We start from the raw sequence: 20,176 nt of genomic DNA on the forward strand, positions 1-20,176 counted from the left end.
CATCCTTTGTTAAAGCTAGTGTAGGCTGGCAAAAGCAGTATATTCGACATCGCAAACTGAATTAACTTGCCAGTTGGGATGTGGCTCAGGGAAAAGTTTACCATTAATGAGCTTCGCCACTACCCCAATAATCCCGTGCTTTCTTTTACTTCTCAGTTAAGAGACATATATGTTTCAGACAGAGTTTATTGATCTGCCATTGTTTTTACAATATCACCGCGAGTAATAATTCCGACCACCGCTTCTTTATCATCAACTACGGGTAAACGACGCACTTCTCGCTTGTGCATGACTTGCGCGGCTTCTTTGAGAGGTCGATCGCGCGTTATAGCAATGGGGCGATCACTCATCACTTCCCCCACGGTTTGCCCTAAAGCCTTATGGAGTTCTTTCTCATATTGGGCTGGATTTTGTAAATAAATTACACTATCAAGAAACATAATATAAGGAGGTGTATCAACTCCAGTTTCTTGCCACATTAAATCTGATTCGGATAGAACTCCTACTAACTTTCCTTCCTCATTCACTACAGGCAAGCCACTAATTTTCTTTTCTACCAGTAGTTTAATTGCTTCTTTGAGGGGAGTTTCGGGTTGAACCACTGCTGGATCCGTGGTCATTGCGTCTGCAACTGTTTTTACCATGCGTCAATTTTACTTTTAATGATTCCGAGACATATTTATTATTTTCCCATTCCATCGTCTGGACTGACAACTAATGTCTCTTGAGTTTCTTCCTCGCGCTAAGTTTGGAAAAATTGTTAAATTGAAACGCATAACTGCGAATTGCTAACGATTATGTTCTCTGTTGAAGACACCGAAAAAATCATTTTAGATGCCATTCAACCACTGACGGCGACAGAAACTGTCACCCTAGATGCTGTAGCAGGAAGAATTTTAGCAACTCCTGTGAGCAGTGAGTTAGACTATCCCCATGAGGATAATTCAGCAATGGATGGTTATGCAGCGCGATCGCGCGATCTCTCTCAAGCGACCTCCGATCATCCTGTTACCTTAAACATTATAGAAGAAATCCCTGCAGGAGTTGCCCCCTCTCACCGTTTAGATAAAGGACAAGCAGCCCGAATTTTTACAGGTGGGATGCTTCCCCTTGGTGCAGATACGATTATTATGCAAGAAGAAACAGAACGAGAGGGCGATCAAGTCAAGGTTTTTTCTGCGCCAGAAAGTGGGCAATTTGTCCGAAAACAGGGGAGTTTTTATCAGGCAAAACAATGCTTATTACCTGTCAGTATTCCCATTAAAGCACCAGAAATTGCGATTTTAGCGGCAATGCAATGTCGAGAAGTGTCCGTTTATTGTCGTCCTCGGATTACCATGTTTTCCAGTGGTAATGAGTTAGTGATGCCCAATGAGACGTTAAAGCGAGGACAATTAGTTGATTCTAATCAATATGCCTTAAAAGAACTGGTAAAACAACAAGGAGGGGTGGCAATTCCATTAGGAATTATTCGGGATGATAAAGAAGCCTTAAAAAGCGCGATCGCGCAAGCTATTTCTTCTTCTGATCTCGTTATTTCGACAGGTGGTGTTTCTGTTGGCGATTATGATTATATTGAGAGTATATTAACAGAATTAGGTGGAACCATTAAAATTAATTCGGTTGCCATTAAACCCGGAAAGCCCCTTACTTTTGCGACTTTTCCCAATTGTTACTATTTTGGTTTACCGGGAAACCCTGTTTCTGCTTTAGTTACCTTTTGGCGATTTGTTGCCCCAGCGATTAAAAAATTATCAGGTCAAACTAGCAATATTGAACCCACTTTTGTTACGGCAAAAACTCAACAAGCATTAAAAGCTAATGGCAAACGAGAAACTTATTTATGGGGAAAAGTAAGCGCGATCGGTGGCGAGTATCAATTCCATTTAGCTGGAGGAAGCCACAGTTCTGGTAACTTAATTAATCTTGCTCAAACTAATGCTTTAGCCGTAATTCCAGTGGGAGAAACCCAAATTTCAGCACAAAAAACTGTAACAGTTATGCTGATTAATTAGTAGTTTTTCATCAAGAAAGTTAGTAGCAGTATTCGTTCTACTCTTGGTAGAAGATCACTGCTATCATGGATCATTGATAAAAAATGCTCTATGGGGAGTTTTTGATTAGAATGTAGAGACTAGCGGGTAGGACTTTGTCCCGCCAAATTATCTAAATGGAGGGTAACAGCAGCAAGATAGGCTTCATCTTCTATTGCTTCTGAGGATAAATGTCCAGCTTCGATCGCGCTATTGACTAAACTTTCCGCATCAATTTCTCCTGCAATATAGGCTTGTTCAAATTGAGCATAAGCGGGAATCCCTTCTTCCGTTAAGTCCCCTCTATAGGCAGAAGAGACTAAGCTAAAGGCTTCTGTATCTCGAACATTATTCTGCTGATGGTTATTAGTTACTTGTTCGGAGGTAGTTGTGGCTTCTGCAATAGCAACAGGGGTTACTCCCAAGGTTACAAATAGAGAACTTAAGCCTGTTAATATTAAGCGGCGCATGAGCTTTCCTCCCTTAATTATCTCTGCCAAAAGGATAATAATTAAGTGTTTTTTCTGACTTCTAACCTAAGAGATATATGTTTTAACACAGATTTTACTGAGTTGTCATGGTTTTTAGCAGGAGGGCTGAGAATCCTACCACTACAACTCGCGCGTTCGTTTCGCTGTACGACTGCGCAGGATCACTCGTCAATTCTTATTTACAAAAACCTAGTCAAGCACTACCCCAAGCTAAGCGTCCGCCTAAAAAGAGGACAATTGCCCCAACTGCTACCCAGTCTCTTCCTCGGAGGGTTAAACGATGCCATTGTACTTGGTGTTCATTGGGGCTGGTGAAGCCTCGCACTTCCATAGCCACGGCAATTTGTTCTGCTCTCAATAATAAGTTTTCCAATAGCTTTTCTGCAAGCATTAACCATAAGCCAAAGCTGCGACGGAGTCCTAATTTTTTCCAATTAATCGCTCGGGTACTCACAGAACGCATCAGGTTTTGAATTTCCTCTAAAACAAGGGGAATAAAGCGTAAGGAAAGGGTGAGAGTTAAAATGATTTCTGTAACGGGAATCCCAAGCCGCTTTAAGGGCTTCATTAGGGTTTCTAACCCTGCTGTAATTTCTTCTGGTGCGGTGGTTAAAAGATAAAGATTGGTACTATAAATGAGGGTAAAAATTAGGGTACTAACCCGAATACCTAGTTCTAAAGATCGTCGCGTTACAGTTACTCCTTGGTCAATTAAAACATACTGATAGTCAGTAGGTTGAGGTAAATCGAGATCGCTACTGGGTAATCGTGGTTGATGGTCAATGGCAAGTCCATCATCAAAGATACAGGTTAAAACGAAAATAAAAAGGCTAATAACAATTAACCAAACCATTTGCTGTCGCCAAACGCGTGCAGGAATTCTGGCAATAAAGGTTAGTAAAATTAAGGCAATTACTAAGCCAATTCGCCAAAAAGGATTAGCAAGAATTGGGGTAATTAAAAACCCCATTAACCAAGCTAATTTAATGCGAGGATCAAGATAATGTAACCAGGTTTGAGGCTCTTCTAAGTATAAGCCAATGGGTAGCGATCGCAGTAAGTCCATTTATTAATATTATACTCTAGTTGCACGATTGAGGCTATTTTCTTCTACTTCACGGGGGCGTTTACCGCGCCAAATTAAACGTAAAGGTGTTCCTTGAAAGCCTAACTGTTCTCGGAATTGACGGTCAATATAACGGCGATAGGGATCATTAAATCGCTTGGGATCATTCACAAATAAGGCAATGGTTGGGGGTTGACTACTCACTTGAGTGCCATAATAAATTCTCCCTTGTTTTCCTTGACGAGTGGTGGGGGGAGAATACCAAGCGGTGGCTTCTTGAATCACCTCATTAATCACGGCGGTACTAACGCGGCGGCGATGTTCTTGGGCAACTGTTTGAATTAAATCAAAGATACTTTTGACCCTTTTTCCTGTCAAGGCACTAACAAAAATAATCGGCGACCAGTGCATAAAATAAACGCGATCGCGCAACATTTTCTCATACTCATAAATCGTGTGGGAATCTTTTTCTAAGGCATCCCATTTATTCACCACAATAATTGCAGCTTTTCCTTCATCTTCTATCCGTCCTGCAAGTTTCATATCTTGATCAGTAATACTTTCTAAAGCATCAATCACCAAGAGAACTACATCAGAACGCCGAATCGCTTTAAAAGCACGATTAATACTAAAAAATTCTGCCCCATAACGGATATTTTTCTTTTTCCGAATCCCTGCGGTGTCAATCAGGCGATATCTTTGTCCTTGATGTTCTATTTCTAAATCAATGGCATCTCTAGTTGTTCCTGAAATTGAACTGACAATGGAACGACTAACCCCTGTTAAGGCATTTAATAAACTAGATTTTCCCACATTCGGACGACCAATAATCGTAACATTAATTTGTTCTTCATCCGCTTCAGGTAACTCTTCCACAGGGGGAAAACAAGGGTAAACTGCATCTAATAAATCCCCTGTTCCACTGCCATGAATCCCAGAAACAGGATAGGGTTCTCCTAATCCTAATTCCCAAAATTCGGCAGCTTGAATTAATCCTTGTTCAGGAGATTCGCATTTATTAACGGCTAAGAAAACAGGGACTGATTGTTGACGTAACCATTCGGCTATTTCTTCATCACTAGCGGTGGGCCCTGTTTGTCCATCCACAACAAAAATCGCTGCCACGGCTTCTGATAAGGCTAACATGGCTTGTTGGCGAATTTCAGGTAAAAATTCACTGTCATCATCAAAGACAATGCCCCCTGTATCTACCACTAAAAAATCGCGATCGCGCCAAAAACTCGGTTCATACAGTCGATCTCGGGTGATTCCAGCTTCATCATGAACAATGGCGTTGCGACTCCCCGTTAAACGGTTAACTAACGTTGATTTTCCCACATTAGGGCGACCGATAATAGCAACAATGGGTAACTTTTTCATCAATCAATATGCGCCATTCACCTTGCGGTTTTAACGCACCCTCCTTAAACCTTTATTCTAATTTTCTTTTGGGAAATTGGTGGGAATATTTTAGAAGGGAATATCATCTAAATTACTATCATCTTGAGACGTAGCTTCTGCTGGTTGGGATGGCTGTGACTGGGGAAACTGCACCACATTTTCTGAACTTGTGTCAGTATCAGTCTTGGCTTGGGAGGAAGGAGTAGGAACATTACCGCCACCGCCGACGCGATGAATGCGAGAAAGGGTAAACTCGGCACGTTTTTCCTTAAACCCTTCTTGACGTTCAATAATGTTCATTCTCAGGCGACCTTCTAAAATTACCTGTTCCCCAGCTTGATAATTTTGAGAAACTTCAGTGCCTAAATCTCCCCAAGCAACCACTTTGAGGCTTGATGGGGGATCAGACTCTTTTAAACTGGGAAATTCCACCATCATATCGGCTAAGGGAGTTTGATTCTCTGGGGTATAACGTAACTGAGGTTGGCTGGTAATTGTTGCCATTAAAATACAACTATTCATTTTATTCTCCGTAATTCAATTAATAAACTATACTTTAATTTTAGCAAATTTTGTCATTATTTTTCGACTCAAACTTCTTAAACAACAATCGGATCAAGCCAGCGCAAAACTTCTTTTTTCAGTTGCTCAATATCGCGATAAAACTGTTGTTTAAACCATTGTCCTAAGGCATCTAATGGGGAAAAACTACTGCCAGGATTCCAATTCCACTCTTTTGGATTAACAGGAGTTAGATGATTTCCAGAAAGCTGTAAATAAGAAATTAAACTGGGAGAATGCTGCTCAAGAATTGGCTTTAATTGTTCTGTTTGATCAATCGTATCGTTTTGGAATTGTACTAACAACGTTCGCGCTGGTTTATAGTCACTTCTTAGAATTTCGTAAGTTCGTTCTGGGGAAGGAGTAAATTCTAAATCAAATTCGACTAAATTATTTAGTTGTTCTACTAAGGGAACAGATTTTCGTGCTGGATAATTATTATAAGAAATTAATAAGTTTCCCGATCGCTGTACCTCATATAAACTATTAATCAGTAAATGCAATTTACACCCCATACTGTGTCCTAAGCCATAGATGGGGAGATAGCGTCGGAATAACCCTGACCGTTGATAAGCCGTTTCAAAGCGGTTTAAAGCTCGCTGCGCGATCGCGCTATGATTCAAATCATTAAGAAAAGGGGTAGCAATAATCGCATATCCCTCCTCAGCTAGAGACTCCAACAGCCAACTGTACGTTACTTGTGGAGCAGTAGCAACAAAAGCCCCACCCAAAAAATGAATGATCCCTTTCGGCTGTGATGGTAACAATACTGAATTCCCTGCAATTTCTTCCCAATTAGCCATACTCAATAACTCACTACGCCGTATTAATGTTAACTTTTATGAAAGTAATGTTGCTGAAAAATTATCATGTTAGAACTCTATCAATTTGAACTGTCTCAATATAGCGAAAAAGTCCGTTTCTTACTTGATTATAAAGGGCTAGAATACCGTAAAATTGAAGTTACCCCTGGTGTCGGGCAAGTGGAAGTGTTCCAAATGTCAGGGCAAAGACAAGTCCCAGTGTTAAAAGACGGGGAAACTGTTGTCGCTGACTCCACCGAAATTGCCATGTACCTTGACCGCACCTACCCTGATCGTCCCTTAGTTCCCAGTAGTGCGAAAGAACGAGGATTAAGCCTAATGATGGAAGAATGGGCAGATGAGTCCATTGGCATCAAAAGCAGAAAAGCCTTTATTGGGGCTTTAAATCGCAATGAAGCCCTCCGCGCTGCGGTGTTACCCCCTGATACCCCTGATTTTGTAAAAAGCATTGTCAGTGGCATTCCCTCGGACTTATTAGAAACCATTGGCAGTGGCGTTGGTGTCGGCGGAGAAGCCTTAAAAGCGGCAGAAGGAAGTCTCAAACAAGATTTAGATGCTTTATGCTTAATTTTGGGAGAGCAGCCCTATCTTACGGGAAATACCCCCACGTTAGCTGACTTTAGTGTCGCTGGTTTGAGCTTATTATTGAAATTCCCTGAAAAATCCTTCCTTGATCTCCCTGAACAACTCGCTGGAAAAGCCCTCCCGGGAATTGGGGATAACCCTGCTTATGAAGCCTTCTTTAATTGGCGCGATCGGCTTTATAATGATTACCGTCAAGCTACAGTTTCTACTAGCAGCACCAGCGCTTCCGCACCGAGTTCGATTGAGATTGAGTAATTAAAATTTGTTACATGGAATCTAACAAATTCTGTTGCATACCGATCCCCCCTTCGCCCCTCTTACTAAGGGCAGGGCTGTTTCATTCTCGGGGTTAAAATTGAAAGTAATCGCCTGAAACCCTTACATAGTAGGGAAATCGCGATTATTTTTTCTGATTTAACTTCTTCTTAAGAAAAAGGGGCTAAATTGCTTTCTTTTCCTAAAGTCTAGAATGAAGCACAAACCTGGAAGGGGATTTTGTCTCCCCATCTCCCTATCTCCCCACCTCCCCACATGAGGGGAATTTCAGGAGAATGAAACGACCCTGGGGGGATTGGGGGGGATCGTCTAGTAGTGCTAGTTTATCGAAATGTTATTAAAAAAAATTGTGGTTGGGTGGAACAAATTTTGGGAAGCCCAACTTGAATTTAGTCATTGGTTTACACACAAAGGACGAAGGACAAACAACAAAGGACAAAAAAATGCTGCAAAAACAAACGCCGCATAGTGGCTATCATTTTTTACCTTTACCAGTAGCCACTCGCTTTTTTGAAGGCTGGTATTATCGCGTTACCCTCCCCGAAATTAACCAAACCTTTGCCTTTATGTACTCCATTGATGATCCGCAAGGGGGAACTGCTTATAGTGGGGGAGGAGCGCAAATTTTGGGACCAGACGACGAATATTTTTGGCGTACCTTCCCTAATGTTAAAGGGTTCTGGGCTGATCAAAAGCGTTTAGGTTTAGGACATTGGCAAAAACGCCCCCTTGGTAGTTTTCCCAGAGAATTAACCCCCAATCAGTTTAAGCAACAAATTGAGGAAGGATATCAAGCCACTGCGAGGCTTAACCAAGGTAAATTATTTGATCCGACTACTGGCGAGACAGTCACTTGGGAATATGAAATTACCCCCATTTATGGCTGGGGAGATTCTCATCGTCCGCAAAAAGCAACTGCAGGCTGGTTATCTTTTTTCCCCCTCTTTGAACCTGGGTGGCAAATTTTGATCGCCCATGGACTAGCCACAGGGTTTATTCAATGGCAAGGAAAGACTTATAATTTTACTAACGCCCCTGCTTACAGTGAAAAAAACTGGGGACGCGCTTTCCCTGCGAAATGGTTTTGGCTAAACTGTAATGCCTTCAAAGAAGACACTGATCTTGCGTTAACGGCAGGGGGCGGACGGCGAGAGGTGTTAGGATTAGGAGAAGAGGTAGCCCTAATTTGTTTCCATCATCAGGGAAAATTTTATGAATTTGTTCCTTGGAACTCAAAAGTGTCTTGGGAAATTCAGCCTTGGGGACAATGGAAAATGAGGGCAGTTGGGTCAGAATTGATAGCAGAGGTTGTCGGAACAACGGATCGTGAAGGGACACTTCTCCGTGCGCCTACCGAAAAGGGATTAAAGTTTGCTTGTCGCGATACAATGCAAGGTCAAGTCCACCTGAAGTTATCTCACCGTCGCGGAAAAACCTTATTAGAGGCGACCAGTGACAATTGTGGTTTGGAAGTGGGAGGTATTCCTTGGTCTGGTTCTTGGCTAAAGTCTAATCGTTGAGTTGATGATTATTAATTATGAAACGAAATAAAGGTTATTGGTTATCTTTACTATTAACGGTAACAACACTTCCTGTTTTAGGTAGTTGTGCTGAATTAGCTTTTGATTCCCCCACAAATAATAATTCGGAATCACCTGCTGAGTCTCCAGAGGAGGATTCAGAACTATTTTCTGAGAACTCTAATGAGAATAGTAATGATAATTCTGAGGAACGCCCCTTAAATCCCACGGCTGAGGATAGAAACTTTATTACGGATGTCGTGGAAGATACCAGTCCTGCAGTGGTACGAGTGGATGTGGAACGAGTGGTGGAAACGGAAATGCCTGAGATTTTTAATAATCCCTTTTTTGAGCGTTTCTTTGGGGATGCTATTCCTGAAAACCTTCCAGAAAGAAGACAAGAAGGACTAGGATCAGGATTTATTATTGATAGTGATGGAACAATTTTAACTAATGCCCACGTGGTTGATAACGCTGATACCGTGATGATTGAGCTACGAGATGGGCGCAGTTATGAAGGGGAAGTTTTAGGAGAAGATCCCTTAACTGATATGGCGGTAATTCAAATTGATGCTGACGATTTGCCCACTATTCCTTTAGGGGATTCTGATGCGGTTAGACCGGGAGAATGGGCGATCGCGATCGGTAATCCTTTAGGCTTAGAAGAAACGGTGACAGTGGGCGTAATTAGTGGCACAGGGCGACCGGGTTCTGCCATTGGCGTTCCTGATAAACGAGTGCAGTTTATTCAAACTGATGCCGCTATTAACCCCGGTAATTCAGGAGGGCCCCTTTTAAATGCCCGTGGGGAAGTGATTGCCATTAATACGGCAATGATTGGACAAGCCCAAGGCTTAGGATTTGCTGTTCCCATTAATACTGCGAGAGATGTTGCCCAACAGATTGTGGAAACAGGGCGAGTAGAATATCCTTATGTGGGGGTTCGCATGGCAAGCCTCACTCCCGAAATTAAACGCCGTCTCGAAGAACAATTTGCACGGCAGGGTATCGAAATAGAAAGTGATTCTGGAGTAGTGATTGTAGAAGTTGTTGAGGGATCCCCAGCAGCGCGATCGCGCTTACAACCCGGAGATATTATTAAAGAACTCAATGGGCAAACTGTCACCGAATCAGAAGAAGTTCAGCGTCTTGTGGAACAGCAAAACATTGGCGATGAAGTAACGCTTTTGATTGAAAGAGCAGGAGACACTGAAGAAATTACGGTGGAATTAGAGGCGTTGCCTGTTGAAGATCAGCGTTAACGGCTAGTCCCCTAATATTTCCGAACTATGATACCCGGTAACAATGCGTCTTCCATCTTTAAGTACATGAACCTCAATTTGGTCACTTCCCCAATTTAGTTGATCTTTGAGTGCGGGATTAAACACTCGCACTTGCTGATTGCGGGAAGACACTAGAGAAGTGGGATCATTAATCGCTTGGGAAGGAACATAAGGCCCATCAATGAGAATATCTAATTCATTAAGAAGGTCTGACGCTCCTTGTGGGGCTTTTCCTGATTGTAACTCTTGCAGAGTAAAACCACTAAAGGACATCACATTTAAGCCTGCTGCCTTTAATTTTCGGGCAAGTTGAGTTAAAGCAGAGGCTTGCCAAAAGGGTTCTCCGCCTGAGAAGGTAACGCCCTGATTTTTAGGATTACTGAGGATTTGTTGGGCGACTTCCTCCACAGAAATCAGTTCATTAATTTCAAATGACCAAGAATTGGGATTAAAACAACCAGAACAAGCGCGATCGCAGCCTTGAACCCAAACCACAGCCCTCACTCCTGGTCCATTCACTTGCGATTCATTTACATAGCCCATAAGATTTAAGTATCCTGAAGGGATAGACGCATAAGGATGATTATTGATCGTTAATTCAGTCATTCTTAAAATCCTCCAAAATTAATTGTCTCTCTCAATTAATTATCTTGACAAATTTAGGTATGACCAAGGCAATTTCTCAACAAAAATTTTCTTTTCTTTCCTTTCTTCAAAAATTTAAAGGAAATACCGCTCTTTACATCTATAAACGAATATTACAAGCAATACTGACACTTTTTTTAGCTTCAGTGCTTAGTTTTGCCATTATTCAACTTGCCCCTGGCGATTATCTCGACACACTACGTCAAAATCCCCAAATTTCTAGCGAAACTATTCGAGATCTCGAACAACGATTTGGCTTAGATCAACCAGCCTTTGTCCAATACTGGTATTGGTTAGTAGGTATTATTACTCGTTTAGATTTTGGCACCAGCTTTGTTTATTCTCGCTCAGTAATAGATTTAATTCTAGAGCGAGTTCCAGCGACATTACTACTAACTTTTGCCTCTATTTTCTTTACTTGGGCGATCGCGATTCCTTTAGGAATTTTTGGCGCAGTTAGACAAAATCAACCTTTAGATCGATTTCTACGAGTTCTGAGTTACTTAGGACAAGGATTTCCCAGTTTAATTACTGCCCTAATTTTACTATTTGTCGCTCAAGCTACATCTCCCTTGTTTCCTGTGGGGGGAATGACTAGCATTAATCACAATGAATTCTCACTTTTCGGAAGAATTTTAGATATTGGTTGGCACATGATCCTGCCAACAATTGCTCTTAGTGTCACTGGATTTGCGGGCTTACAACGAATTACTCGTGGGGAATTACTTGATGTGTTACGCCAAGACTATGTACAAACAGCAAGGGCAAAAGGCTTACCCGAAAACCGCGTAATTTATGTTCATGCCCTCCGTAATGCCGTTAATCCTCTCATTACTCTCTTAGGATTTGAATTTGCGAACCTTCTGAGTGGGGCATTTATTGCCGAATTCTTCTTTAATTGGCCAGGGTTAGGACGATTAATTTTACAAGCAGTGTTAGCTCAAGACCTATATTTAGTGATGGCTAGTTTAATGATTGGGGCTTTAATGTTAATTGTTGGCAATCTTTTAGCAGATTTGCTATTACAACAAGTTGATCCGAGGATTAAACTTGGTAACGATTAAAACAAGATGACGGTTTTCTCGCAATTAATTGGTCAGGAACAAGCAGTAGAATTATTAACCAGTGCAGTAAAAACACAACACATTGCCCCTGCTTATTTGTTTAGTGGGCCCCCGGGAGTGGGGCGTTATTTAGGCGCGATCGCGTTTAGCACTTTACTATTACAAGGGGAACAAAATTTATCCCTTGTCCGTCAAAAAGTGGAAGCAAAAAACCATCCTGACTTACTCACTGTTGAACCCACCTATCTACATCAGGGGAAACGCTACACAGAAGCCGAAGCCGAGGAAGCTGGCTTAAAACGCAAAGGATCACCTCAAATTCGGGTCGAGCAAATTCGCGAAATTAGCCACTTTTTATCTCGTCCGCCTTTAGAAGCCCCCCGTGCCGTTGTCATCATTCAAGCCGCCCAGACTATGGCTGAAGCCGCCGCCAATGCCCTCCTCAAAACCCTAGAAGAACCCGGACGGGCAACTATTATTTTAATTGCGCCTAGTCCTGATGCGCTTTTACCGACGCTAGTTTCTCGCTGTCAGCGTATTCCCTTTTCGCGGCTAGCCACTGCTGAATTAAAACAAGTCTTAGCACAAACCGAGCATAAGGACATTATAGAACAAGAAACTCTATGCGCGATCGCGCAAGGAAGTCCTGGGGAAGCCATTATTGCCAGTCAGCACTTACAAAATATTTCTTCTGACTTATTAGAGAAATTAGAAAAACTAATTCAATATGAGGAACAATCTTTTTTAAGTAACGTCACCTTTTCCCTAAGTTTAGCTAAAAAAATCGCCAATGAACTTGACTTTTTAACTCAACTTTGGTTAATTGATTACTTACAACAATTATGCTGGAAAAACTACTTACAATCTAAAATTACAACTAACATTAAGTCTCAGTTACAATCCCTAGAAACAGCCCGTCAATATCTCAATAATTATGTACAGCCCCGTTTAGTTTGGGAAATCACTTTGCTCGAAATCACTAGGACTTCCTTCCCCTAATTTTCACAAAACTAGCAATAAACTAGAGTCAACCTTGCTAATATAAATAGGTGTAGCCACTTCCTTACTGTAATGTCTCATCGTTTTTCTTGGATTATTCCCAATCGTCTAGCCGTCGGTTCTTTTCCCAAATTAGATCAAGAAATCGCTTATTTAAGCCGAGTTGGAATTACCTCGATATTATGTTTAACTGAACCCGATGAAGTAAAAGTTCCCAAAGAAATTCATCACCGTTTTGTCTGGAAAAATGTTGCGATTCCTGATGGGGCAACAGGAGGCATTCCTGAAGTAGAGCATTTCCAACAAGCATGTAACATTCTAGCCCGTTGGCACAAAAAGAACCATAGCATCTATGTTCATTGTTTAGCAGGAGTGGGGCGTTCTCCCTCCGTTTGTGCGTTACATCTCATGCAAGTGGAAGGGCTTTCCCTCGAAGAAGCGATTGCAAAAGTGAAGGAAAGGCATCCTTATGCCCATCCTGATTCTGCCCAAATAAAAGTAATGAAGGAGTTTTTAGCTACTCAAGAACAAAACCAAGTTCCAACTCAGCAGTAACTCCCCCCCTCACCATCACCCCCTCTCCCCCTCACCATCACCTCACCTAAGGGTAATTTCAGGAAAAGGAAACCACCCTGCTATTTTTTCGGAGGTGGATTATCGGTACGATAGAAGGGTTTTTTCACCACTTCTGCCGGATATTTCTTACCGCGAATGTCAATTTCTAGGGGTTGTCCCACTTTAGAGAGGGATTTAGGAAGATATCCGAGAGCAATGGCTTTTCCCAGTGTAGGCGACAAAGTGCCACTGGTGACAATTCCCACTTCTTCCCCCTCTAAAAAGATAGGATAGTCATGACGAGCAATCCCTCGCCCTTGCATTTCTAATCCGACTAAACGGCGTTGTACGCCTTCTGCTTTTTGTTTAGCTAGCACCTCTCTTCCGATAAAGTCTCCTTTATCATCAAGATGAACTAACCAACCTAAACCAGCTTCCAAGGGAGTGGTTGTCTCATCAATATCTTGGCTATACAAGGATAAAGCCGCTTCAATGCGAAGAGTATCCCTTGCGCCTAACCCACAGGGAGTTGCGCCAGCTTCTAAGAGGGCTTCCCATAATTTTTTCCCCGCCGTAATTGGCAGCATAATTTCTACCCCATCTTCGCCAGTGTAGCCAGTTCGGGAGATAAAGGCAGATTCGCCAAAAATTGAGGCTTCAGTGTGGCTAAAGGCTTTAAGAGATGTAATATCTCCTTCTACTAGGGGAGTAAGGGTATGAATGGCTTTTGGCCCCTGTACAGCTAATAATATCTGTTCTTCCGAGACATCATTCAGTTGCACTGATGTTTTTTCGAGATTGTCCAGTAGCCACTTTTTATCTTTTTCGCAGGTAGAGGCGTTTACAATACCAACCCCACGATTATTCCCTTGATAATAGAAGATAAAATCATCAATGATTCCCCCTTGTGGGTTTAGTAGCACTGTATATTGCGACTCGCCAGGGGAAAGACGGGATAAGTCAGACGGAACAAGAAATTGTAATTGTTCAGTTAAGTTTTCTCCCGAAAGTAAAAACTTCCCCATGTGGGAGATATCAAACATCCCCACGGCTTCTCGCACCGCCGCGTGTTCTGTTTTTAAGCCTGAAAACTGCACTGGCATTTCCCAGCCAGCAAATTCTGTCATTCGAGCGTCCTGCTCGATAATTCGATCATATAAGGGTGTTCGTTTTGCTTGATTTGAGGTTACTGTCACGGTAATCTTTTTTAACGTTTCTTAATCTAGAGTTAGTTTAGCAGAATAAGCGAGAATTCCCCATCCACAATCTTTGATTTGGGTGGGGATGAATCGCTATCAATCGACCGGAGCAAAGCGTGAGGAGGTTCAACACCCCTGAGATTGATAACTTTCTGATCTGTTCTCTTATTACTTCCTGCGTGGCTTCTACCCTTATGTTTACAGTAAGAGAGAAGTTGCTGATGTTCTTCCTCAGTACATCTTATGGTTATTTGTTTCATTAATTAATGTCAATGTGAAAGTTATGTGTTATATTAAAGGTAACACGGGTTAATTCATTAAAGTAATGCGAGTTTCCTATCAATATCGCCTCAAACCTGACAAAGAGCAAGTAGCCAAGATTGAAAAATGGCTAGAGATGCTTCGCTGTCAATACAACTATTTGTTAGGTCAAAGGTTCGACTGGTGGGAAACTCATCGCACGGCTGTTAACTCATGCCCTTTAATCTGTCATCTCCCAGAGTTATCTGATCGTCCCACTTATTTTTCGCAAAAACAAAGGCTAACTCAACTGAAAAAGGATAGACCTTGGTACAAAGAGGTTCAGTCACAAGTCCTTCAAGATTGTGTAAAAAGAGTTGACTTAGCTTTTCAGCGTTGGCTTAGAGGGGATAAGAATGGGAAGAAATCAGGTAAGCCAAGATTTAAGGGAAAAGGACGTTATCGAACAATTCTTTTTCCACAAGTCAAACCTGATTGTATTCAAGGTGACTACATCACCTTACCTAAGTTTAAGACAATTCGGTTGATTAAACATCGTCCTCTACCCGATGGGTTCAAGATTAAAACCGCTCAGGTAACAAGGAAAGCTGATGGTTACTACTTAACGCTTTCTCTAGAAGATATCTCAGTTCCAGAGTCAACCATTAACATTGTTCCCACCTCAGAAAATACGTTGGGAATTGATCTGGGATTGAAGGACTTTTTGGTGACTTCTGAAGGCGAGAAAGTAGAAATTCCTCAGTTTTATCGAAAAGGACAAGATAGACTCAAAAAGCTACAGCAGAAGGTTTCTCGTCGTCAGAAAGGAAGTAAACGCTATCAAAAAGCAGTTAAGCAACTTGGAAAACATCACCAAAAAGTTGCTAGACAGAGAAAAGACTTCCACTTTAACACCATTAAATCAATTCTCAGCAAAGGAGATGTTATTGCCCATGAAAAACTCAACATTAAGGGACTTGCCAAAACCAAACTAGCCAAATCCATCTATGATGCTGGTTGGGGGACATTTCTAAGTAGGTTAGCTGTCAAAGCTGAGAATGCTGGGCAGTTAACGGTAGAAGTTAATCCCAAAAATACATCACAGAATTGCTCAGGCTGTGGCAAGAAAGTTCCGAAGAAGCTATCAGAAAGAATCCATAATTGTCCTCATTGTGGTCTTTCTATAGATCGAGATGAAAACGCAGCCATAAATATAAGAAATTTGGCGGCAGGGATTTCCGTCAGTAGTAAAGCTCAGTCACGAACCGAAGCGCAAGCTGGTGCTGCTGAGAAGCTCCAACCATATTCCGTAGGAATTGGTTGTGGGTAATTCACCAAAGATTGGACGAGGTTATGTCAAATGCTTTTGTCCTTAGTCTTTTTTTTGTTTGTCCTTTGTCCTTTGTAAACTAATGACTAATGACTAATGACTAATGACTAATAACGAATAACTATTAAGAATTATCCCCCCGAATCACTGCAACGGATTGGGCGGTTAAAAAAATGCCCAATAGAATATAACTGGCAAAGACAATTAAGCTATTGGTGTCTAAAAGCCCTTGTACTAAAGTTTCATAATTAGAGATTAAAGAAATATGTTCTAAGGCATTGCCAAATACGCCGGGAACTTGGTTGGCAATTAAATCAGTGATCCAAAGAAATAAAACCACAGCAAAAGTGAGAATAGCGGCAAAAATTGTGCTTTCTGTGAGAGAAGAGATAAACATTCCCAAAGCTAAAACTGAGGCGGCTAATAAAATTAAAGCAGCATGGGCTAATAAGGGAACCGCAGGGGGAACAGGAGGGGTTGCGGCATTAAAGATAAAAATTTCGTAACCGAGAATGGGAATAATCATAGTAATAAAAAAGGTAAGAACAGCTAAGAGTTTTCCCACAGCAACCACCCAGTTAGTGATGGGAGAAGTAGCAATTAATTCTAAAGTTCCCCGTTTCCGTTCCTCAGTGTATAACGCCATGGAAAGAACGGGAAGAATAAATAAGACTATTCCACCTAAAAATTCAAAGTAGAATTTAATAAATTGATAAGCAACATCAGTAGGGGGAACAGGAACTCCCATTTGTTCCCGTTGGCTAACTTGTTGAATAATTCCTTCTGGTCCTAATAAAATGGAGACAAAAAAGAATCCCGAAATTAGCCAAAAAACAGTAGTAATTCCATAGGCAAGAGGGGAGGTTAAATAACTGGTTAATTCCCGACGGAAAATCGCTAGTAGATTATTAATTAAAATCATTTTCTCGGTTATTCATTATTTGTTTTTACTAACTGCTTATTAGCGTCTTCAGTTTCAGCTTGATTGGTTAATTCTAAAAAGACATCTTCTAAAGTAGGTTTTTCGCGTTGCATTTCATAAAGATGTAGCCCAGAGTTAACAATGAAAGTGGCTATTTTATCCCCCGGTTCGGTATCGGGAACGCAGGTAATTTGAACTTGATAGCGATCGCTGTTTTCTAGGGGAGACACCGTAACAGAAGAAATCTCAGGGAGAGTATTAAGGGTACTTTTAACTACATCTATATCCCCACCGACATTGAGAGTATAACCACCACCGCCAGCAAGTTCCTTCATTAAATGATCAGGGGTATTGCTGGTAACTACCTTTCCATTAGAAATAATGGTAACGCGATCGCTGATGACACTAGCTTCCGAGAGAAGATGAGTAGAAAGAATAATTGTATGTTTTCCAGCTAAACTTTTAATTAAATTTCGGACTTCAATCATTTGACGGGGATCGAGTCCGATGGTGGGTTCATCTAAAATAATCACAGGGGGATCATGAACAATGGCTTGGGCAATTCCCACCCGTTGACGATATCCTTTAGAGAGTTTACGGATTAGGGTGTGGCGTTTTTCTTCTAAGAAACAGCGTTCAATGGTGGTATTAACACGGTAAGCGCGATCGCGCCTTGGGACTCCTTTTAATTCGGTAACAAACCCTAAAAACCCCTTGACTGTCATATCTAAATATAAAGGGGGACGTTCTGGTAGGTAACCAATGCGTTTACGCACTGCCAAAGAATGTTGATGAACTTCATATTCGCCAATTGTTGCAGTTCCTGCGGTTGCTGGAATATAACCACTTAAAATTCGCATAGTTGTTGTTTTTCCAGCGCCATTTGGGCCAAGAAAGCCTAAAATTTCTCCTTCTCGCACAGAAAAGGTAACATCAGAGATAGCAGGAGTGGAACCAAAAAACTTGCTGAGATTTTTAACTTCAATCATAAAAAGCTACAAGGGAAAGGAATCATTGATGCGCTATTATTATCTATTCTGGATTACCTTAAATGTTACTTTACTGACGATACTTTCCTCAGCACAAGCACAAGCCGATTCCTCTATCCCTTCCCCCGTTACGCCTGTTGTGGAACTAGAAGATATTCATCCCACCGATTGGGCTTTTAATAGTTTACAGCAACTGCACGAACGTTACCAGTGTCTGCAAGGCTATCCAGATCAAACCTTTCGTGGTGAACAACCCATCACGCGCTACGAGTTTGCTGCCCTCCTCAACCGTTGTTTAAGTCAATTAGAAGAAACTCCCACTGCCGAAGAAGAAGCCATGATTGAACGCCTAGAAACCGAGTTTATCCGAGAATTGGCGGTAATGAGGGGACGAGTTGATGCTGCAACAGCTAGAGTGCGAGAATTAGAAGTTACCCAATTTTCCCCCCATACTCAGTTACGAGGAGTCGTTAATTTAGTTCTAACCAATTCTTCACAAGCAGGAGAAAATCAAGAAACTGTTTTACAGGGGAGAACTAGGCTTAACTTTGAAAGTAGTTTTACGGGGCGCGATCGACTGTTAACCCGTTTAACTGCTGGTAATAGTATCACCCCTGATCTGGCTTCTGGCAGTGGTGAATTTACCCAAACCCATCAATGGCGCGGTAATAGCGATAATGACTTTTTTTTAGACAAACTCACCTATCGCTTCCCTCTCAGTGACCAAACCCTCGCCATGATTAGCATAACTGGCGGCGAACATCGGGATTATCAAATGGCAGCTAATCCGTTTTTTGAGGACGGAAACGCTGGCACTACTACTCTTTCTACCTTCGCTCAACGTAACCCCATTCTTAACCTCGGCGGGGGAACAGGAATCGCCTTTTCTCAAGAGATTACCCCCTCTGTGTCCTTCGGTGCAGGGTATTATACCCCAGAAGCCAATGATCCCGAAAAAGCACTATTTAATAGCTCTTATAGCACAGGAGTTGGTCTAACATGGGATGCAAGGGAAAACCTTGCTTTCAGTTTTAATTATTTACATAGCTACTTTGAACAGGGAGATTTTGGTTTTAATGATGGTCTTGATCTAACGTCTCCTGTGGTGGGAACAGCAATTGCAAATGAGACATTACGTCAATTTCCCATCGTTAGCAACGCTTATGGCTTAGAACTATTTTGGCAGCCGCAGGAAAAATTCGGAATCGGCGGACAAGTTGGCTATACTGATATTAAAGCTCTTGATCATGGAGATGGAGAAATCTGGAATTATTCCCTCTCTCTGGTCTTCCCTGATCTCGGTCAAGAAAATAACTTAGGGGGAATTATTATCGGCGCACAGCCTTATTTAGGTAATTTCATTGCTCAAAACTTTCCAAAAGCGACCCCTTGGCATTTGGAAGGATTTTATCAATGGCAAGTGACTGATAATGTTTCGCTAACCCCTGGTCTGATCTGGAATATTAATCCGAATCAAGATGAAACTGAAGCTGATGTTATCACCAGTGTCATGCGGATGACAATTAGCTTTTAAGGAGTGTTCTCTAAATTGGTACTTGATCAATTGGATTGTAATTAGTAGAGTTATGAGTAACAGGGTAGAATCACCTTATGACTACCTAAAGCAATATCCCTCTCACCAAGGTTGTCATGCAACAACTGATTGAAGTGTTAATCGAGAATTATGGGTTTGAACTGCAAGGGGAAACACCTCAAGAACTAGCTCAACGCTGGCTAGAGAATTATGAACCCAGATGGGTACGTTTGGCCATTATTGAAGCCCTTTATTTAGGACGATATAAAGTTTTTTCCGTTGAGCAAATTCTATCTTTGTGGGCTCGTCGCGGTCAATCTAAAATTCATTTTACCCATGAGTTTGAGCATCTTATCTGTCGGCGCTTACCAAAAGCCTTAAGAGAGTTTTCAGAAGAAGCAGCGGAAGAAATGAAGGAAGTGTCCCCACCACAACCGCTTTCAGAACCCTCTCCTGTTGAAGATGAGGAATTAATTACTGAGGAAGCTGAAGAAGAAAACGAAGAAGAAGAAGAAATTGAACCATTTAGTATTGACCGTTTTACCCCGTTATTTGACCGCACTCATTTTTATTCTAAATTGAAGGCGGTCGCTGATTATCAGAACCATTAGGGTTGACGCTCTCCCATTAAATCAAAGAGGATTAAGACGAGAATTAAG

20 protein-coding genes are annotated in these 20,176 nt (G+C 41.6%); 10 read left to right on the forward strand and 10 right to left on the reverse strand.

The window, feature by feature from the left end:
* Positions 1-185 precede the first annotated feature (185 nt).
* The gene (locus tag FRE64_RS00880) at positions 186-644 is read right to left on the reverse strand and encodes a CBS domain-containing protein (RefSeq protein WP_146294232.1); all 459 of its coding nucleotides are present in this window, start codon (positions 642-644) and stop codon (positions 186-188) included.
* 153 nt (positions 645-797) lie between these two features.
* On the opposite strand from FRE64_RS00880, the gene FRE64_RS00885 reads away from it, so the two are divergent.
* Positions 798-2,015, forward strand: coding sequence for a molybdopterin molybdotransferase MoeA (locus FRE64_RS00885; RefSeq protein ID WP_146294233.1), 1,218 nt, complete (start codon positions 798-800; stop codon positions 2,013-2,015).
* Between the two features lie 119 nt (positions 2,016-2,134).
* On the opposite strand, the gene FRE64_RS00890 is transcribed toward FRE64_RS00885, so the two are convergent.
* The 5 genes from FRE64_RS00890 to FRE64_RS00910 form a co-directional block, all read right to left on the reverse strand.
* Positions 2,135-2,503 (reverse strand): hypothetical protein, encoded by a 369-nt coding sequence (locus FRE64_RS00890; protein ID WP_146294234.1) that lies wholly within the window; start codon positions 2,501-2,503, stop codon positions 2,135-2,137.
* A gap of 214 nt (positions 2,504-2,717) precedes the next feature.
* Positions 2,718-3,590 carry an energy-coupling factor transporter transmembrane component T family protein gene (locus FRE64_RS00895; RefSeq protein WP_146294235.1) on the reverse strand — a complete coding sequence of 291 codons (873 nt, stop codon included), beginning with the start codon at positions 3,588-3,590 and terminating at the stop codon, positions 2,718-2,720.
* 9 nt (positions 3,591-3,599) lie between these two features.
* Positions 3,600-4,970, reverse strand: a complete 1,371-nt coding sequence (gene der / locus FRE64_RS00900; RefSeq protein ID WP_146294236.1) for a ribosome biogenesis GTPase Der — start codon at positions 4,968-4,970, stop codon at positions 3,600-3,602.
* Positions 4,971-5,060: 90 nt separating this feature from the next.
* A complete protein-coding gene (locus FRE64_RS00905) occupies positions 5,061-5,513 on the reverse strand; it encodes a single-stranded DNA-binding protein (protein ID WP_146294237.1) in 453 nt (150 codons plus the stop codon).
* 77 nt (positions 5,514-5,590) lie between these two features.
* Complete coding sequence (locus tag FRE64_RS00910) at positions 5,591-6,355, reverse strand: DUF1350 family protein (protein ID WP_146294238.1); 765 nt, start codon at positions 6,353-6,355, stop codon at positions 5,591-5,593.
* Positions 6,356-6,421: 66 nt separating this feature from the next.
* Between FRE64_RS00910 and FRE64_RS00915 the strand changes: the two genes are divergently transcribed.
* From FRE64_RS00915 to FRE64_RS00925, 3 genes are all read left to right on the forward strand, one after another.
* The gene (locus FRE64_RS00915; RefSeq protein WP_146294239.1) at positions 6,422-7,216 is read left to right on the forward strand and encodes a glutathione S-transferase; all 795 of its coding nucleotides are present in this window, start codon (positions 6,422-6,424) and stop codon (positions 7,214-7,216) included.
* Between the two features lie 464 nt (positions 7,217-7,680).
* Positions 7,681-8,757 carry a tocopherol cyclase family protein gene (locus FRE64_RS00920; RefSeq protein ID WP_146294240.1) on the forward strand — a complete coding sequence of 359 codons (1,077 nt, stop codon included), beginning with the start codon at positions 7,681-7,683 and terminating at the stop codon, positions 8,755-8,757.
* 17 nt (positions 8,758-8,774) lie between these two features.
* Entirely contained in the window at positions 8,775-10,019 is a 1,245-nt protein-coding gene (locus FRE64_RS00925; protein ID WP_146294241.1) for an HhoA/HhoB/HtrA family serine endopeptidase, read from the forward strand.
* Positions 10,020-10,022: 3 nt separating this feature from the next.
* Here the strand turns inward: FRE64_RS00925 and FRE64_RS00930 are convergent, their stop codons facing one another.
* Positions 10,023-10,646, reverse strand: coding sequence for a 4Fe-4S single cluster domain-containing protein (locus FRE64_RS00930; RefSeq protein ID WP_146294242.1), 624 nt, complete (start codon positions 10,644-10,646; stop codon positions 10,023-10,025).
* A gap of 59 nt (positions 10,647-10,705) precedes the next feature.
* Between FRE64_RS00930 and FRE64_RS00935 the strand changes: the two genes are divergently transcribed.
* From FRE64_RS00935 to FRE64_RS00945, 3 genes are all read left to right on the forward strand, one after another.
* Positions 10,706-11,749: an ABC transporter permease gene (locus tag FRE64_RS00935; RefSeq protein WP_146294243.1), complete on the forward strand. Its 1,044-nt coding sequence runs from the start codon at positions 10,706-10,708 to the stop codon at positions 11,747-11,749.
* 6 nt (positions 11,750-11,755) lie between these two features.
* Positions 11,756-12,748, forward strand: coding sequence for a DNA polymerase III subunit delta' (locus tag FRE64_RS00940; protein WP_146294244.1), 993 nt, complete (start codon positions 11,756-11,758; stop codon positions 12,746-12,748).
* Positions 12,749-12,820: 72 nt separating this feature from the next.
* On the forward strand, positions 12,821-13,303 hold the full coding sequence (locus FRE64_RS00945; RefSeq protein ID WP_146294245.1) for a protein-tyrosine phosphatase family protein: 483 nt from the start codon (positions 12,821-12,823) through the stop codon (positions 13,301-13,303).
* Between the two features lie 80 nt (positions 13,304-13,383).
* Here FRE64_RS00945 and gcvT read toward each other — a convergent pair whose 3' ends face one another.
* Positions 13,384-14,430 (reverse strand): glycine cleavage system aminomethyltransferase GcvT, encoded by a 1,047-nt coding sequence (gcvT, locus tag FRE64_RS00950; protein WP_246140445.1) that lies wholly within the window; start codon positions 14,428-14,430, stop codon positions 13,384-13,386.
* 397 nt (positions 14,431-14,827) lie between these two features.
* Here gcvT and FRE64_RS00955 point away from each other — a divergent pair, with 397 nt between their 5' ends.
* Entirely contained in the window at positions 14,828-16,072 is a 1,245-nt protein-coding gene (locus tag FRE64_RS00955) for an RNA-guided endonuclease InsQ/TnpB family protein (protein ID WP_146294247.1), read from the forward strand.
* A gap of 124 nt (positions 16,073-16,196) precedes the next feature.
* Here FRE64_RS00955 and FRE64_RS00960 read toward each other — a convergent pair whose 3' ends face one another.
* Both FRE64_RS00960 and FRE64_RS00965 read right to left on the reverse strand, forming a co-directional pair.
* Positions 16,197-16,994: an ABC transporter permease gene (locus tag FRE64_RS00960; RefSeq protein ID WP_146294248.1), complete on the reverse strand. Its 798-nt coding sequence runs from the start codon at positions 16,992-16,994 to the stop codon at positions 16,197-16,199.
* Positions 16,995-17,002: 8 nt separating this feature from the next.
* Positions 17,003-17,983, reverse strand: a complete 981-nt coding sequence (locus tag FRE64_RS00965; protein ID WP_146294249.1) for an ABC transporter ATP-binding protein — start codon at positions 17,981-17,983, stop codon at positions 17,003-17,005.
* Positions 17,984-18,011: 28 nt separating this feature from the next.
* On the opposite strand from FRE64_RS00965, the gene FRE64_RS00970 reads away from it, so the two are divergent.
* Together FRE64_RS00970 and FRE64_RS00975 are read left to right on the forward strand one after the other, a co-directional pair.
* Complete coding sequence (locus tag FRE64_RS00970; protein WP_146294250.1) at positions 18,012-19,517, forward strand: iron uptake porin; 1,506 nt, start codon at positions 18,012-18,014, stop codon at positions 19,515-19,517.
* A gap of 116 nt (positions 19,518-19,633) precedes the next feature.
* Positions 19,634-20,128, forward strand: a complete 495-nt coding sequence (locus tag FRE64_RS00975) for a hypothetical protein (protein ID WP_146294251.1) — start codon at positions 19,634-19,636, stop codon at positions 20,126-20,128.
* Positions 20,129-20,176: the final 48 nt, after the last annotated feature.

This window comes from Euhalothece natronophila Z-M001, assembly GCF_007904085.1.
In the GTDB taxonomy this organism is placed as follows: domain Bacteria; phylum Cyanobacteriota; class Cyanobacteriia; order Cyanobacteriales; family Rubidibacteraceae; genus Halothece; species Halothece natronophila.